Source organism: Streptomyces sp. CC228A (assembly GCF_021390935.1).
Taxonomy (GTDB): domain Bacteria; phylum Actinomycetota; class Actinomycetes; order Streptomycetales; family Streptomycetaceae; genus Streptomyces.
Genome location: NZ_JAJPUI010000003.1, coordinates 130,131 through 143,879 on the forward strand (window position 1 = coordinate 130,131; position 13,749 = coordinate 143,879).

The window sequence follows — 13,749 nt, forward strand, 5'->3', positions numbered from 1 at the left end:
GTGGCCTCAGGTGAAGTCGATGTCCGTGTGGTGGTCGAGCAGACGGTAGCCGAGCCGTGCGTACAGGTCGTTGCTCGTGGGGTTCGCCGCGTCGGCGAAAAGCAGGACCCGCCGGGCTCCGGCGCTCTGCGCGGCCCTGGCGGCCGCGCTGGTCACCGCCCCGCCGTAGCCGCGGCCCCGGTCCCGCGGCGGGGTGTACACGGGTCCGATCCGGGCCTGCCCGGCCACGGTGGCGGAGCGCGCCGCCATCGCCACGGGCCGCCCTCCGTCCTCCCACAGGTGCAGGGCGCCGTCAGCGATCCGGCGGCGCGCCTGCGCGGTGAGGTCCGCGTCGGTGCTCCGCGGGAGACCCGTGTCGGTGGTGAAGCCCCGCAGCCAGGCGGCCACCAGCGGTACGTCGGCGGGGGTGGCGGGGCGGTCTGAGCCCGGCGGGGCGGGGTGCGGCGCGGCCGGTTCCGCCAGGGCCAGCAGGCGGAGGCGGCGGGTGGCGGTCCAGCCGCCGCCCGCCCACGCCAGGGCGAAGGGGACGGCGGAGCTTTCGGTGCCCTGTACGCCCGGAAGATCCGTCCCCGTGGGCCGCAGGGCGGCGGCCAGCTCGCGGGCCGCGCGCCGGGGCATGGGCCCCAGCGCGGGCGGGAAGGGCGGCGCGTGGACGAAGGCCCCCTCCACGGGCCCGCCCGCCGCCGCCCGCCACCAGCCGAAGACCGGCGCCGCGCCGCCGTACGCACCGGGCCCGTGGAGCCGCAGGGTCTCCGCGGTCGTGAGGAGGACGGTGCAGCGGGCCGCTTCGGCTCGCAGGTGCGTCCCGGCCTCGCGGTGGAACGCCTCGGTGCCGTACGCGAGTTCCCAGCCCGCCGGACCTGTCACGTGGGGCGCCTCACCTGAGGTGCGAGGTGTCGTTGAGGAGCCGCACCGACGTGTTCCCGTCCCGGTAGTACGCGATGGCCGAGAACGAGGCTGCGGACAGCTCCATGCGGAACAGCGACTCGGGCGGTGCTCCCAGGGCGAGCCGGACGAGGGTCTTGATCGGCGTGACGTGGGTGACCAGCAGTACCGTGCGGCCCGCGTGACGCTCCGTCAGCCGGTCGCGGGTGGCGGCGACCCGGCGGGAGACGGCCGCGAAGGACTCGCCGCCGGTGGGCGCGGCCTTCGGTGAGGCGAGCCAGGCGGCGAGGTCGTCGGGGTAGCGCTCCTGGACCTCGGCGAAGGTCAGCCCCTCCCAGGCACCGAAGTCGGCTTCCCGCAGCCCGTCGTCGATCCGTAGGTCGAGGCCGAGGCGGTCGGCGATGGCCGCCGCGGTCTGGCGGCAGCGGAGCAGGGGCGAGGCCACGATGTCCTGGACGGTGCCGCGGGCGGCGAGCAGGGCGGCTGCCGCCTCCGCCTGCCGGAGGCCCGCGGGCGACAGCTCGGGGTCGCTGCCGCCGCTGCCGGAGAACCGCTTCTCGGGCGTGAGCGCGGTCTCGCCGTGGCGGAGCAGTACGAACAGGGCGGGGGCGCCGAGGTCGGCGGAGGAGCCCCACCCGACGGTGGGAGCCTTGGCCGTGCCGTCGGAGGCGGCGGCCGTGCGGTCGGGGACGGCGGCCGTGCCAGCGGGCTGGGGAGCGCTCGGCGCGGCCTGGCCGGTGGGCTCCGGCAGCGCGCCCGCGGCCGTGTCCGCCGCCGTCTCCGCGGGCCCGTGCTCCGCCGTCTCCGCGGGCCCGTGCTCCGCCGTCTCCGCGGTCCCGTACTCCGCCGTCTCCGCGGGCCTTCCCGCCGCCGGGGCCGCGGCCGTCTCCGCCGGGTGCGCGGGGGCGGACGCCGCAGCCGCCCCGGCCAGCGCCGCGCGGGCCTTCGCCGCGCCCGCCGCCGCGTCGCCGACCACCCGCGCGGCACCCGCGTCGAGCGCCGCGCGCGAGGCGGAGGGCTGCCACTGGGCGCCCCGCCTGCCCGCGTCCATCGCCTCGTTCGCGAGCCGGTCCGCGTGCTTGTTGCGCTCGCGCGGGATCCACTCGTACGTGACCCGGCCCGGCGGGAACACCCGGGCGGCTTCGGCGGCCAGCGGCTTCATGTCCGGGTGCTTGATCTTCCAGCGGCCGGACATCTGCTCGACGACGAGCTTGGAGTCCATACGGACGCGCACCGACGCGTCAGGGGCGAGCTCGCGGGCGGCGCGCAACCCGGCGAGCAGGCCCTTGTACTCCGCCACGTTGTTCGTGGCGACACCGATGTACTCGGCCGTCTCCGCGAGGGGCTCCCCCGAGACCGGGTCCAGGACGACCGCGCCGTACCCGGCGGGCCCCGGGTTGCCCCGTGAGCCGCCGTCGGCCTCGACGACCAGTTCCTGCGGCTGCTGCGTCCCCGTCATTACAGGCCGGACTCCGGCGTACGGACCAGGATGCGGCGGCAGTTCTCGCACCGCACGACGGTGTCGGCGGCCGCGGCCCGCACCTCGTTCACCTCGGTGATGTTCAGTTCGATGTGGCAGCCCTCGCAGCGCCGCTGGTACAGGCGGGCCGCGCCCACGCCGCCCTGCTGCTCGCGGATCTTCTCGTACAGCTTCATCAGGTCCGCGGGGACCGCATCGGCCACCAGGCCGCGCTCCTTGGAGACGGACGCCGCCTCGGCGTCCAGCTCCTGCTGCTGCCGGTCGCGGCGGCCCGTCGCGTCGTCGACCTTCGCCTGCACGGAGGCGACGCGCTCGGTCAGCTCGGCCACCCGCTCCTGGGCGGACTCGCGGCGCTCCATGACCTCCAGGACGATGTCCTCCAGGTCGCCCTGGCGCTTGGACAGGGAGACGATCTCCCTCTGGAGGCTCTCCAGGTCCTTCGGGGACGTGACGGCGCCCGAGTCGAGCCGCTGCTGGTCGCGGGCGGCGCGCTGGCGGACCTGGTCGACGTCCTGCTCCGCCTTGGTCTGCTCGCGGGCGCAGTCGCTCTCCTCGGTCTGCGCGGCGACGAGCAGGTCGCGCAGCTGCGTCAGGTCCTTGGTCAGCGACTCGATCTCGGCGTGCTCGGGCAGCGTGCGGCGCTTGTGGGCCAGCTGCGACAGGCGGGTGTCGAGGGCCTGGACGTCGAGGAGGCGGATCTGGTCGGCGGGCGCGGCGTTCAGTTGGGGGCTCCAGGGGAGGTGTCGTGAGCGGAGGTGGACGGTTCGTGGGCGGCCCACGGGTCGGTGACCGTCGTGGAGACGTGCACCCGCAGGTTCCAGCCGTTGCGGTCGGAGATCTCGTCGAGTTGTGCGGCGGCCAGCTCGCACCAGGGCCACTCGGTGGCCCAGTGGGCGGCGTCGACGAGGCCGAGCGGGGTGTGCTGGGTGGCCTCGGAGGCCGGGTGGTGGCGCAGGTCGGCGGTGAGGAACGCGTCCACTCCGGCCGCGCGGACCGCGTCGAACAGGCTGTCGCCGGAGCCGCCGCTGACGGCGACGCGGCGGACGGGCGCGTCGAGGTCGCCCGCGACGCGGATGCCCTGCGCGGTGGCGGGCAGCCGCCGGGCCGCCCGTGCGGCGAAGTCGCGCAGCGTCTCGGGGACGTCCAGCTCGCAGATCCGGCCGAGGCCGTTCTCCGGTACGAGGGGGCCGACGACCCGCAGGTCGAGGGCGCCCGCGAGCGCGTCGGAGACGCCGGGGTCGGCGGTGTCGGCGTTGGTGTGCGCGACGTGCAGGGCGATGTCGTGCTTGATCAGGCCGTGCACGACGCGGCCCTTGAACGTGGAGGCCGCGACGGTGGTCGTGCCCCGCAGGTAGAGGGGGTGGTGGGTGACGACGAGCTGGGCGCCGAGCGCGACCGCCTCGTCGGCGACCTCCTGGACGGGGTCGACGGCGAACAGGACGCGGGTCACCTCGGCGTCGGGGTCGCCGCACACGGTGCCGACGGCGTCCCACTGCTCGGCCCGCTCGGGGGGCCAGAGGGCGTCGAGCTCGGCGAGGACTTCAGACAGACGGGGCACGCGACAAGGCTACCTGGGAGGGGGCCCGCCCCACCCGGCCCCACCCCAAGGCGCCGGACCCGCGCTCCCGCCCCGGCCGCCCGCGCCGCGGACCCGCCCCCACCCCGCCGAACGGACCGGCTGCACGCGGCCGCCGCCTGCCTCCCCACCGCGCACGGACGGCGGGCGTGCCCGCCCGCAGACCGGACGTGGCCGCTCCGCCCAGCGGCGCCCGCCGGGCGCACCCCCGCCGAGGGGCGCGGTGCGCTGCCCGCCCCCGGCGGGCGGGTACGGGGAGGGGTGCGGTGACCACGCCGGCCCCCGCGCCCGTGCAGGGGGTGCGACCACCACCGGAACGGAAGGTGCGGCGCGGGGGCCCGTCCCGGGTCGGCCGGGCCGCCGGCCTGCCGGGCGCGCCTACGCGGCCCCTTCGGCGGAGGGCCGTGACGGCCTTCAGGTCGGGCGGCCCTGCCCCCGGCCGACCGCTCGGATGGAGGGCGGCAGGGGTCTCCCGGATGCGGGACGGGTGCATGGCGGCCACCGCGGCGCCGCCGTAGGCGGCTTTCGGACCGGGCGACCCGCCCCCGGCCGGCCCCTCGGACGCGGGCACGGCCCCGTACGCGCGGCCCCGGGGGCCGTCCGTCCCGGCCCCGCGGGTCCGCGCCAGCACACCCGCCCCCTCCCGCTCGGCGTAACTCGAACACGGCCACCCTTATGTGTGAAGCGAGGTGGCTCGCGTTGTTCGGGAGGAAGTGCGAAAACTAGCTTCGGGAGCCGGAGGTGACGAGCGATGACCGCCTGTGCCATCGAGGCCGCCGCGCAGAACGAGGACGGCGCGGCCGGCCCACCGCAGCTGACGATCGCGGCGGACGGCTCCTACGCCGCCCGGCTGGCCGGGGAGGGCGAGGCCCTGTACCCCGAGCGCTGGACCCTGGACGGGCCTGAGCCCTACGCGGTGCCGCTGCCGCTGGAGCAGCCGGAGGAGCGCGACACGCAGCTGCTGCCGCTCGCGGACGGCCGGGTGCTGGTCGCGCGGCGGGTGGCGGGGAGGTGCGCGTTCTCGCTGCTGTACCCGACGGGCCCCGGCACGGGCGAGCTGCCGCTGGGCGCCGTAGAGGCGCAGTCCGTGCGGCTGCTGCCGCCCCCACCGGACGGTCTGAGCGCCTACGCGCTCGTGGCGGGCGAGCACTCCAGCGGGGTCTGGCAGGTGGCGGGCGGCGCGTTCGGGCCCGAGCACGTCGCGGAGGTGCGGGGGCGCTGCACGGGCGGGGTGTGGCTGGACCGCTCCGGACGGCTGCTCGCGCTGGACCGGGAGCAGGACGGCGGGGGGCCGGTCAAGGCGGTCGCCGTCGACCTGGAGCGCGGCGGCGAGGTCACGCCGCTGCTGCAGATCACCGACGAGAGCCATGACCGGCTGCTGCTCGCCGACCCGGACAGCGGGCTGCTGCTGATCCGCTCGGACGCGCCGTCACCGGGCCGGCCCCGGCTGGGCTGGGGCGTGCTGGGCAGCACCCGTCCGGTGCGGTTCCCGGAGTGCCTGCGGGCGGGGGACGCGTCGCTCACGCCGTTCGCGGTGCAGCCGGGGCAGGTGCTGACCCCGGAGGGGTGTGCGGTGGCGCTGCGCATGGACGCGGCGGCGGGCCGGTGGATCGGGGTGTGGCGCCCGGCCGCCCGGCGGCTGGTGCAACTCCCGGCGCCGGAGGGGTGGTTCGCGGGTGCGGGGACGTGGACGCCGGACGGCGTGCTGCTGCTGCCGTACGCGACGGCGGCCGCGCCGTGCGGACTGGCCCGCGTCGAGGGCGTACCGGAGGCCCTCGTGCCGGACGTGCCGAAGCCGGCGGCGGCTGCGCGCCGGGAGGAACCCGCAGCTGGGGGGCCTTCCGGTGAACCGGCGGCACCCGCCGTGTGCCGGCCGGTGCCCTTGCAGCAGGCACCGCTCACCGGCCGTGCGGCGCCCGGTTAGACTCACGGGCCGCACGTGAACAGCGATACGTATGGGGTGACTTCACCACATGTCTGAAGCCAGCACCGACACGACCCGGGCGACGCATCCGCCGCAGGGGGACGCCGGCGGCTCCGGAAAGCACCGCGGCGGCCCTGCGGCCTCGGAGGAGGCCTCGGTCCAGCCGCACGGCCGGCATCGCAGGCAGCCCGAACAGAGTGGTGCCGCGGCCTGACGGCCATGAGCCGGCAGCTCCGGTGAGGGGGGCCGCCCGGGAGATCCCCGGGCGGCCCCCCTTCCGCTGCCCCCGGCGTCCGGCACCCCCTGCGGGCAGGGAGGCGGGCCCCGCCGCGGGAGCCGGCGGCGGGGCGGTGTCAGAGGCCGTAGCGGCGGGCGGCCTCCTCTTCCTGGGCCAGGCGGTGCAGGGCCCTCAGGACGGGTTCGAAGAGGACAGCCGACACGACCGCGGCCTCCACGCCCTCCGTCTCCGTCGGGTACGCGTCGAGCCGGTCCATGTCGTGCACGGCCACCTGGTGCATCAACCGGGCGTAGGGCTCCATCAGTTCCGCGCCGCAGGGGTAGCCGAGCCGGAGCAGCACGGCCACCAGCGCCACGAGGGAGCGGTGCACCGGCGACAGCTCGCCCAGCTCGCGGGCGGACGCCCAGCCCAGGGCGGCGAGCAGCCGGTCGACCTCGGTCCGCGCGGCGGCCGCCGCCTCCCCCTCCTGCGGCTCCGGGCCCTGCGGCAGGGCCCACAGGGCGGCGCCGAGCCGGATGGTGCGGCCCAGGGAGTCGTCGTCGACGTGGCCCAGCACCTCCCGCACCTTCGCCACGGGCAGGCCGCCCACCTGGATCAGCGCCCGCACGAGGCGCAGGCGCCGCAGGTGGTCCTCGCCGTAGTCGGCGGTCGTCGCGCTGATCCGCCGGCCCGGCGGCAGCAGCCGCTCGCGCAGGTAGTACTTGATCGTCGCGGTGGAGACGCCGCTCCGTTCGCTCAGTTCGGCCAGCCGCATCCCTTGAACCCTTCACCGGAGAGTGCCACTATCCCACCACCACTCTTGGAGAGCACCGCTATCCAACATGCGATCGGAGGCCCCCGTGGCCCGTCACCGACCGATCCCGGGCGCCACCACGGCCGCCGCAGAGGGCGCTGCCGTGGTGCTGCTGATCGGGATGCGCATCAACCGCTTCCGGGCGGTCCGCCACTGGCTGCCCGTCTTCCTCGCCATGCCGCGCATGCTGCGCGAGCTGGGCAGGGACCGCAGCCGCGGACTGCTCGGCCACGTCCTGCTGACCGCGTCGCCGCGGACGTACTACGTCGTCCAGTACTGGGAGTCCAAGGAGAAGCTCTACGCCTACGCCTCCGCGCCGGACATGGCGCACCACGCCGTGTGGGCCGCCTTCAACCGCCGCGAGCGCAGCGGCTCCGGGGCGCGGGGGCACGTCGGGCTGTGGCACGAGGCGTACATCGCACCCCAGGGCTCGTACGAGTCGATCTACCTCGACATGCCGCCCTTCGGCCTCGCGGCGGCCACCGGCGTGCTGCCGCTCGCACAGCGCGGCAGGCGCGCGGCCGACCGGTTCGCGCACCGCCCCGCTCCGCGTCCGGAGGGGGCATGACGAGGACGCGGCCCTGACCGAGCGGATCGGTGCCGCCGCGGCTGCGCCACCGCCTCGTGCCGGCCCTCGTCGCCGGACCGCTGATCACGGCCATCGGCCTGCTGATGCCGCCGCGCCTCCCGCCCTGCCCCGTGCCGGCCCCGGCGCCCGCACCCGGGAGCCCGCAGCCGGGGGCCCGCAGCCCGGGGGCCTCGCACCTGGTGGCGGGACTACGCCGCCGCGGGTTCCGGCTCGGGCCGCGGGAGCCACAGCAGCATCAGCAGGGCCGCCGCGAGCAGGATGCCGGTGCCGGTGCGGAACGCCAGGGCGTAGCCCGCCGTCAGGGCCTCCGGGGTGGTGGCGCCGGCCGTGCGGGACGCGGCGACCGTCGCCAGGACGGCGAGGCCCACCGCGCCGCCCATCGTGCGGGAGGTGTTGGTCAGCCCCGACACAAGGCCCGCGTCCCCCGGTGCGGCGCCCGCCGTGGCGAGGGACGCGAGCGGGGTGATCGCCAGCCCGACCCCGGTCATCATCAGGATGCCCGGGCCCAGGACGGCGGTGGCGTAGGCGCCGTGCGGCTCCATCGCCGACTGCCAGGCGAAGCCCGCCGCGGCCGTCAGCGCGCCCGCCACCGCGAGCCGCCGGGCCCCCACCAGCGGGATGAGCCGCGGGCCCAGCTTGGAGCCGACGATGACGCTGACCGAGCTCGGCACGAGGGCGAGCCCCGCCTGGAGCGGGCCGTAGCCCAGCACGTTCTGGGCGTACATGGTCATGAAGAACCACATCGTGAAGGTGGCCGAACTCGTCACGAACAGGGCGGCGTTGGCGGCCGCGACCGCGCGGGAGCGGAACACCTTGAGCGGCATCAGGGGGTCGCGGGTGCGGGCCTCCACCACCGCGAACACCGCCAGCAGGAGCAGCCCGGCGAGGAGCGGCACGGCGGTCCGCGGGTCGGTCCAGCCGGTCTGCTCGGTCTGCACGACACCGTACGAGAAGGACGCCAGCCCTCCGGTGACGAGGACCGCGCCCGGCAGGTCCAGGCGGCGGCGCCGGCCCGTGCGGACCTCCCGCACCCACAGGGCGGCGGCGAGGAGGACCAGGGCGCCGACCGGGACGTTGACGAGGAGCACCCAGCGCCAGCCCAGGAAGTCGGTGAGGACGCCGCCGACGAAGCCGCCCGCGGCGCCGCCGCCCGCGCCGACGGCCGCCCACGTGCCGATGGCCCGCGTCCGGGCCTGGCCCTCCGGCACGGCGCTGGTGACGAGCGTGAGGGTGGCCGGTGAGAGGACGGCCGCGCCGAGGCCCTGCACGGCGCGGGCGGCCAGCAGCTGCCAGCCCTCCTGCGCCAGCCCTCCGGCGACGGACGCGGCGGTGAAGACGCCGAGCCCCAGCAGGAACATCCGCTTCTGCCCGTACAGGTCGGCGGCGCGGCCGCCCAGCAGCATGAACCCGGAGAAGGCGATCGAGTAGGCGTTCACCACCCATTGCAGCGCCGCGGCGGACATGCCGAGGTCGGACCGCATCGACGGCAGGGCGACGTTCACCACGGACACGTCGAGCACGACGAGGAACGTCCCGGCGCAGGCGACCAGCACCACCGCCCACGGGCGGCCGGTGCCGGGCGGGCGGGTGGACGGCGGCGCGGAGGGGCAGTCGGACGGGCTGCCGGTGCGGAAGGAGGGTGCGGCCATGCGTGTCATGGTCGCAGCCGACCGGTGACCCGTACATCCCGTTTCCCGTGACGCAGCACACGCGCCGGCACGCAAGCAAAGTGGCCGGCTGCGGGCTGCGGGCTGCGGGCTGCGCCTACGATGGACCGCCCCGCAGACCCGTGACCCGGAGGACCCTCCCCATGGCCGCACCGACCGTCCCGCAGCCGTCGCCCGAGACGCTCGCCGCCTTCGAGGCCGCGAAGGGGTTCATGCCCGTGCACGAGGGGCTCGCGCTGTACGCGGCGGCCGTGGAGGCCGGGCGGCTGGGGCTGCCGCTGTTGGAGATCGGCACGTACTGCGGGCGTTCCGCGATCCTGCTGGCGGACGCGGCGCGGGCGGCCGGGACGGTCGCGGTCACCGTCGACCACCACCGGGGCAGCGAGGAGCAGCAGCCCGGCTGGGAGTACCACGACCCGGAGGTGGTGGACCCGCAGGTGGGGCTGATGGACACGCTGCCGACGTTCCGGCGCACCCTGCACGCCGCGGGGCTGGAGCCGTACGTCGTCGCCGTCGTGGGCCGCTCCCCGCAGGTGGCGAAGGTGTGGGCGGGCGAGCTCGGCCTCGTCTTCATCGACGGCGGGCACACCGACGAGCACGCCACCGGCGACTACGAGGGCTGGGCGCCGCGGGTGGCGCAGGGCGGGCTGCTGGTCGTGCACGACGTCTTCCCGGACCCGGCGGACGAGTTCACCGGCCAGGCCCCGTACCGGGTCTACCTGCGGGCGCTGGAGTCCGGGGCGTTCACGGAGGTCTCCGCGACGGACTCGCTGCGTGTCCTGCGCCGCACCGGCCCGGGGATCTGAGGGCGAGACCTTAGGCTCGGGCCCGTGTCCGACCACGTGAACAAGTCCGGCCGCCGCGTCCGCCCCGTGCTCGCGGTCTGCGCCGCCGCCGTGCCGCTGGCCGCCGCCGCGGTCACCGGCTGGCTCGTCTGGGCGGCGCCCGGCGGCACCGCGCACCACCGGGCGGGCGCCGCGCGCCCCCGCCCGCCGCCGGCCCGTCCGCCTCCGCATCCGCATCCGCTTCGGCTTCAGCCTCCGCGCCGGGGACGCCGGACGCGTCCCCCGCGCCCCTCGCCGGCAAGGTGGTCGTCATCGACCCGGGGCACAACCCGGGCAACTTCCGGCACACCAGCGAGATCAACGAGAAGGTCGACGTCGGCACCCACCGCAAGGAGTGCGACACGACCGGGACGGCCGCCGCGAGCGGCTACACCGAGGCGGCGTTCACGCTCGACGTCTCGCACCGGCTGCGCGCGCTGCTGCGGGAGCGGGGCGCCACCGTCGTCCTGACCCACGACGCCGACCGCCCGTTCGGCCCGTGCATCGACGAGCGCGCCCGGATCGGCAACGAGGCCCGCGCCGACGCCGCGGTGTCCGTCCACGCCGACGGCTCCGCCGCCGGCCACCGCGGCCACCACGTCATCCTGCCCGCCCTGGTGAAGGCGGGTTCGGCGGACACCGCGCCGATCGTCGGCCCGTCCCGTACTCTCGGGGAGCGCATCGCGGCGGAGTTCGCCCGGGCGACGGGCTCCTCCCCGGCCAACTACCTCGGCGGCGGGACCGGTCTGGACGTACGGAAGGACCTCGGCGGACTGAACCTGTCCACCGTCCCCAAGGTGTTCGTCGAATGCGGCAACATGCGCGACCCGGATGACGCCGCGTCACTGGAGGACCCGGCGTGGCGCCAGAAGGCGGCGCGCGGGATCGCGGACGGCATCACGACCTACCTGCTCGGGTAGACCGACCGGACGATACATTCGTCCGTACGATGGGGCCGCCCCCGTACATCGCGCCACCCCTGATGACGACGACACTGACTGACGAAGGACTTATCACGTGAACATCCGCTCCCTCACTCGAGGCGACGGCGTGGTGATCGGAGCAGCGGTGGTGCTGTTCATCGCCTCGTTCCTCAGCTTGTACAGCTACGAGTGCCAGGCCGGGTTCCCCTGCGAGAAGGCCAACGCATGGGACAGCCTGGGCCTGGTGATGAGCATCCACATCGCCGGCATCGCCGGCGCGGCCCTCATCGTGGTCTCCCGGGCCCTGCCCGGGCGCAAGGTGGTGAACCTCGACCTCGGCCAGTTCGGTGTCGCCCTCACCGTCTTCTCGCTGTGGACGGCGTTCTGGACCATCATCGACGCGCCCTCCGCCGGCGCCGGCCTCATCCTGGGCCTGCTCGCCGCGATCGCCCTGGCCGCCGGCGCCGTCGCCTCCCCGATGGTGGGCGCGCTGAAGGCGCCGCTCGTCAGCGCGACGCCGAAGCCGCAGGGCGCCGCAGCCGCGCCGCCGCCGTACGGCGGCCAGCCGGGCGCCCCGGCGGCCGGCGGCTACGGGTACCCGGGCGGCGCCGCCCCCAGCCGTACCCCGGCGCCGGCACCTCCGGCGGCGGGTACGGGTACCCCGGCGGGCAGGCCGCCCCGGACCCGGCCGCGCAGGGCGCCTCCCAGGGCGGTCAGGCGCAGGCCGCGGCCGCGCCGGAGCCCGCCCCGGCCGCCGACTTCGCGCCGTTCTGGTTCGCCGTGCCGGTGGCGCGCCCGCTGTACGCGGAGGACGGCTCGGGCACGCCGGTCGCGGACCTCGCCCCGGGCACCTGGTACCTGGCGGTCGAGCAGCGGGGCGCGGCCCTGGTCGCCCAGACGCAGGACGGCCGCCGCGGCGTCCTCCAGGACACCACGGGCATCCAGCGCGGCTGACCCCCCGCCGGAGAGCACACGGCGAAGGGCCCGCCTCCCGGGTCGGTGACCGGGGAGGCGGGCCCTTCGCCGTGCCGTTCAGGCGGGGCAGCAGTCGGGGGGCAGGCCCTCGGGGAGGCCCGTCCCGCCGAACACGGTCGTCGTCGCCTCGTGGCCGCCGAGCGCGGCGACGGCCAGCAGCAGGGAGCCCGCCGTCCAGGCGGTGAGCTCCTCCGGCCACACGGCCCGGTCGCCCTCGAAGACGTACCCCGTCCAGTACATGCCGTTCTCGGCCCGCAGATGGGTGATGGAGCGGAGGATCTCCACGGCCCGGTCGGACTCGCCCATCGCCCACAGCGCCAGCGCGAGTTCGCAGCTCTCCCCGCCGGTGACCCAGGGGTTCGGGACGACGCAGCGCACGCCGAGCCCCGGGACCACGAACTCGTCCCAGCGGGACTCGATGCGCTCCTTCGCCGCCGCGCCGGTCACGGCGCCGCCGAGGACCGGGTAGTACCAGTCCATCGAGTAGCGGCTCTTGTCCAGGAAGCGGTCCTCGTGGTGCCGGATCGCGTGCGCGAGGGCGCCGGTCGCCAGCTCCCAGTCCGGCTGCGGGTCCTCGCGGGTCTCCGCGATGGCGAGGGCGCAGCGCAGCGCCTGGTGCAGGGAGGAGGAGCCGGTCAGCAGGGCGTCCGTGACGGGGGTGCCGTCGGGCTCCCGCTTCCAGCCGATCTGGCCGCCCGGCTGCTGGAGGCGCAGGACGAACTCGACGGCCGCGTAGACGGTGGGCCACATGCGGTCGAGGAACGCGTCGTCGCCCGTGGAGAGGTAGTGGTGCCAGACGCCGGCGGCTACGTACCCGCAGAAGTTGGTCTCGCGTGAGCGGTCCGTCGGCCGGTCGGCGTCGCCGTCGTGGTAGGCGGCGTACCAGGAGCCGTCGTCGTTCTGGTGGCGGGCCAGCCACGCGTAGGCGCGGGCGGCGGCCTCGTGCTCCCCGGCCGCGTCGAGCGCCATGGCGGCCTCGACGTGGTCCCACGGGTCGAGGTGGTGGCCGCGGAACCAGGGGATGGCGCCGCTGTCCCGCTGGACGGCGAGGATGCCCTGGACGGTCAGGGCGGCCTGCTCGGCCGTCAGGACGCCGGGCAGGGTGAGGTGTTCGGTGCGCTGCTCCTGCGACGTCACTGCGCGGCGCCCGACGGGAGGTGCGGCTTGGTCGCGTACACCACGAAGCTCTTGCCCATGACGGGGTTGAGCGCGTTCTCGGCGAGCCGGGTGAGCAGCGGCTTCTTCATGATGTCCCAGACGAGCAGCTTGTGGTAGGCGCGGACCGGCAGGGCCTTGTCGTTGTCGACGCCGAAGGCGCACTTCAACCACCAGTACGGCGAGTGCAGCGCGTGCGCGTGGTGGCTGCCGTACGGGCGCAGGCCGGCCTCGCGGATCCGGCCGAGGAGTTCGTCCGCCTTGTAGATGCGGATGTGCCCGCCCTCCACCTCGTGGTACGCGTCGGACAGCGCCCAGCAGACCTTCTCCGGTCCGTAGCGGGGGACGGTGACGGCGATGCGGCCGCCGGGCTTGAGGACGCGGACCATCTCGGCGAGGACGCCCTTGTCGTCAGGGATGTGCTCCATCACCTCGGAGATGATCACGACGTCGAAGGAGGCGTCGGGGAAGGGCAGGCTGAGGGCGTCGCCCTCCATGGCCGTGGCGGTGGCGCCCGCGGGGGCCTCGCCCGCCTCCTTCATGGCCGCGAACCACGTGGCGACCTCGCGGATCTCGTCGCCGTTGCGGTCGAGGGCCACGACCTGCGCGCCGCGCCGGTAGCACTCGAAGGCGTGCCGTCCGGCTCCGCAGCCCAGGTCGAGGACACGGTCGCCGGGGGCGAGCGGGAAGCGGGTGAAGTCGACGGTCAGCACGGGGACG

Annotated in this window: 12 protein-coding genes and 1 pseudogene; 5 read left to right on the forward strand and 8 right to left on the reverse strand. The window is 76.0% G+C overall.

The window, feature by feature from the left end:
- Window positions 1-6: 6 nt before the first annotated feature.
- From L6E17_RS10515 to L6E17_RS10530, 4 genes are read right to left on the reverse strand one after another with little or no spacing between them, the layout of a single operon-like run.
- Window positions 7-867, reverse strand: coding sequence for a GNAT family N-acetyltransferase (locus L6E17_RS10515; protein ID WP_236240521.1), 861 nt, complete (start codon window positions 865-867; stop codon window positions 7-9).
- 10 nt (window positions 868-877) lie between these two features.
- Window positions 878-2,344 carry a bifunctional RNase H/acid phosphatase gene (locus tag L6E17_RS10520; RefSeq protein WP_236240522.1) on the reverse strand — a complete coding sequence of 489 codons (1,467 nt, stop codon included), beginning with the start codon at window positions 2,342-2,344 and terminating at the stop codon, window positions 878-880.
- On the reverse strand, window positions 2,344-3,087 hold the full coding sequence (locus L6E17_RS10525) for a zinc ribbon domain-containing protein (protein ID WP_236240875.1): 744 nt from the start codon (window positions 3,085-3,087) through the stop codon (window positions 2,344-2,346). The genes L6E17_RS10520 and L6E17_RS10525 overlap by 1 nt, the downstream gene beginning before the upstream one ends.
- Window positions 3,084-3,923 (reverse strand): Nif3-like dinuclear metal center hexameric protein, encoded by an 840-nt coding sequence (locus L6E17_RS10530; RefSeq protein ID WP_236240523.1) that lies wholly within the window; start codon window positions 3,921-3,923, stop codon window positions 3,084-3,086. Before L6E17_RS10530 ends, L6E17_RS10525 begins: the two co-directional genes overlap by 4 nt.
- 769 nt (window positions 3,924-4,692) lie before the next feature.
- Here L6E17_RS10530 and L6E17_RS10535 point away from each other — a divergent pair.
- Window positions 4,693-5,865, forward strand: coding sequence for a hypothetical protein (locus tag L6E17_RS10535; protein ID WP_236240524.1), 1,173 nt, complete (start codon window positions 4,693-4,695; stop codon window positions 5,863-5,865).
- A 353-nt stretch (window positions 5,866-6,218) separates the two neighbouring features.
- On the opposite strand, the gene L6E17_RS10540 is transcribed toward L6E17_RS10535, so the two are convergent.
- On the reverse strand, window positions 6,219-6,857 hold the full coding sequence (locus L6E17_RS10540; RefSeq protein WP_236240525.1) for a MerR family transcriptional regulator: 639 nt from the start codon (window positions 6,855-6,857) through the stop codon (window positions 6,219-6,221).
- Window positions 6,858-6,942: 85 nt separating this feature from the next.
- Here L6E17_RS10540 and L6E17_RS10545 point away from each other — a divergent pair, with 85 nt between their 5' ends.
- Window positions 6,943-7,464 carry a DUF4188 domain-containing protein gene (locus tag L6E17_RS10545; RefSeq protein WP_236240526.1) on the forward strand — a complete coding sequence of 174 codons (522 nt, stop codon included), beginning with the start codon at window positions 6,943-6,945 and terminating at the stop codon, window positions 7,462-7,464.
- A 209-nt stretch (window positions 7,465-7,673) separates the two neighbouring features.
- On the opposite strand, the gene L6E17_RS10550 is transcribed toward L6E17_RS10545, so the two are convergent.
- Window positions 7,674-9,134: an MFS transporter gene (locus L6E17_RS10550; RefSeq protein ID WP_374109034.1), complete on the reverse strand. Its 1,461-nt coding sequence runs from the start codon at window positions 9,132-9,134 to the stop codon at window positions 7,674-7,676.
- Window positions 9,135-9,295: 161 nt separating this feature from the next.
- Between L6E17_RS10550 and L6E17_RS10555 the strand changes: the two genes are divergently transcribed.
- The 3 genes and pseudogenes from L6E17_RS10555 (at window position 9,296) to L6E17_RS10565 (ending at window position 11,853) form a co-directional block, all read left to right on the forward strand.
- On the forward strand, window positions 9,296-9,958 hold the full coding sequence (locus tag L6E17_RS10555) for a class I SAM-dependent methyltransferase (RefSeq protein WP_236240528.1): 663 nt from the start codon (window positions 9,296-9,298) through the stop codon (window positions 9,956-9,958).
- A gap of 281 nt (window positions 9,959-10,239) precedes the next feature.
- Complete coding sequence (locus L6E17_RS10560; RefSeq protein ID WP_374109035.1) at window positions 10,240-10,896, forward strand: N-acetylmuramoyl-L-alanine amidase; 657 nt, start codon at window positions 10,240-10,242, stop codon at window positions 10,894-10,896.
- Window positions 10,897-10,993: 97 nt separating this feature from the next.
- Window positions 10,994-11,853 (forward strand): annotated as a pseudogene (locus tag L6E17_RS10565) (hypothetical protein).
- Window positions 11,854-11,931: 78 nt separating this feature from the next.
- On the opposite strand, the gene L6E17_RS10570 reads toward L6E17_RS10565, so the two are convergent.
- Together L6E17_RS10570 and L6E17_RS10575 are read right to left on the reverse strand one after the other, a co-directional pair.
- Window positions 11,932-13,011, reverse strand: coding sequence for a prenyltransferase (locus L6E17_RS10570; RefSeq protein WP_236240529.1), 1,080 nt, complete (start codon window positions 13,009-13,011; stop codon window positions 11,932-11,934).
- Window positions 13,008-13,742, reverse strand: a complete 735-nt coding sequence (locus L6E17_RS10575; RefSeq protein ID WP_236240530.1) for a class I SAM-dependent methyltransferase — start codon at window positions 13,740-13,742, stop codon at window positions 13,008-13,010. The genes L6E17_RS10570 and L6E17_RS10575 overlap by 4 nt, the downstream gene beginning before the upstream one ends.
- Window positions 13,743-13,749 lie beyond the last annotated feature (7 nt).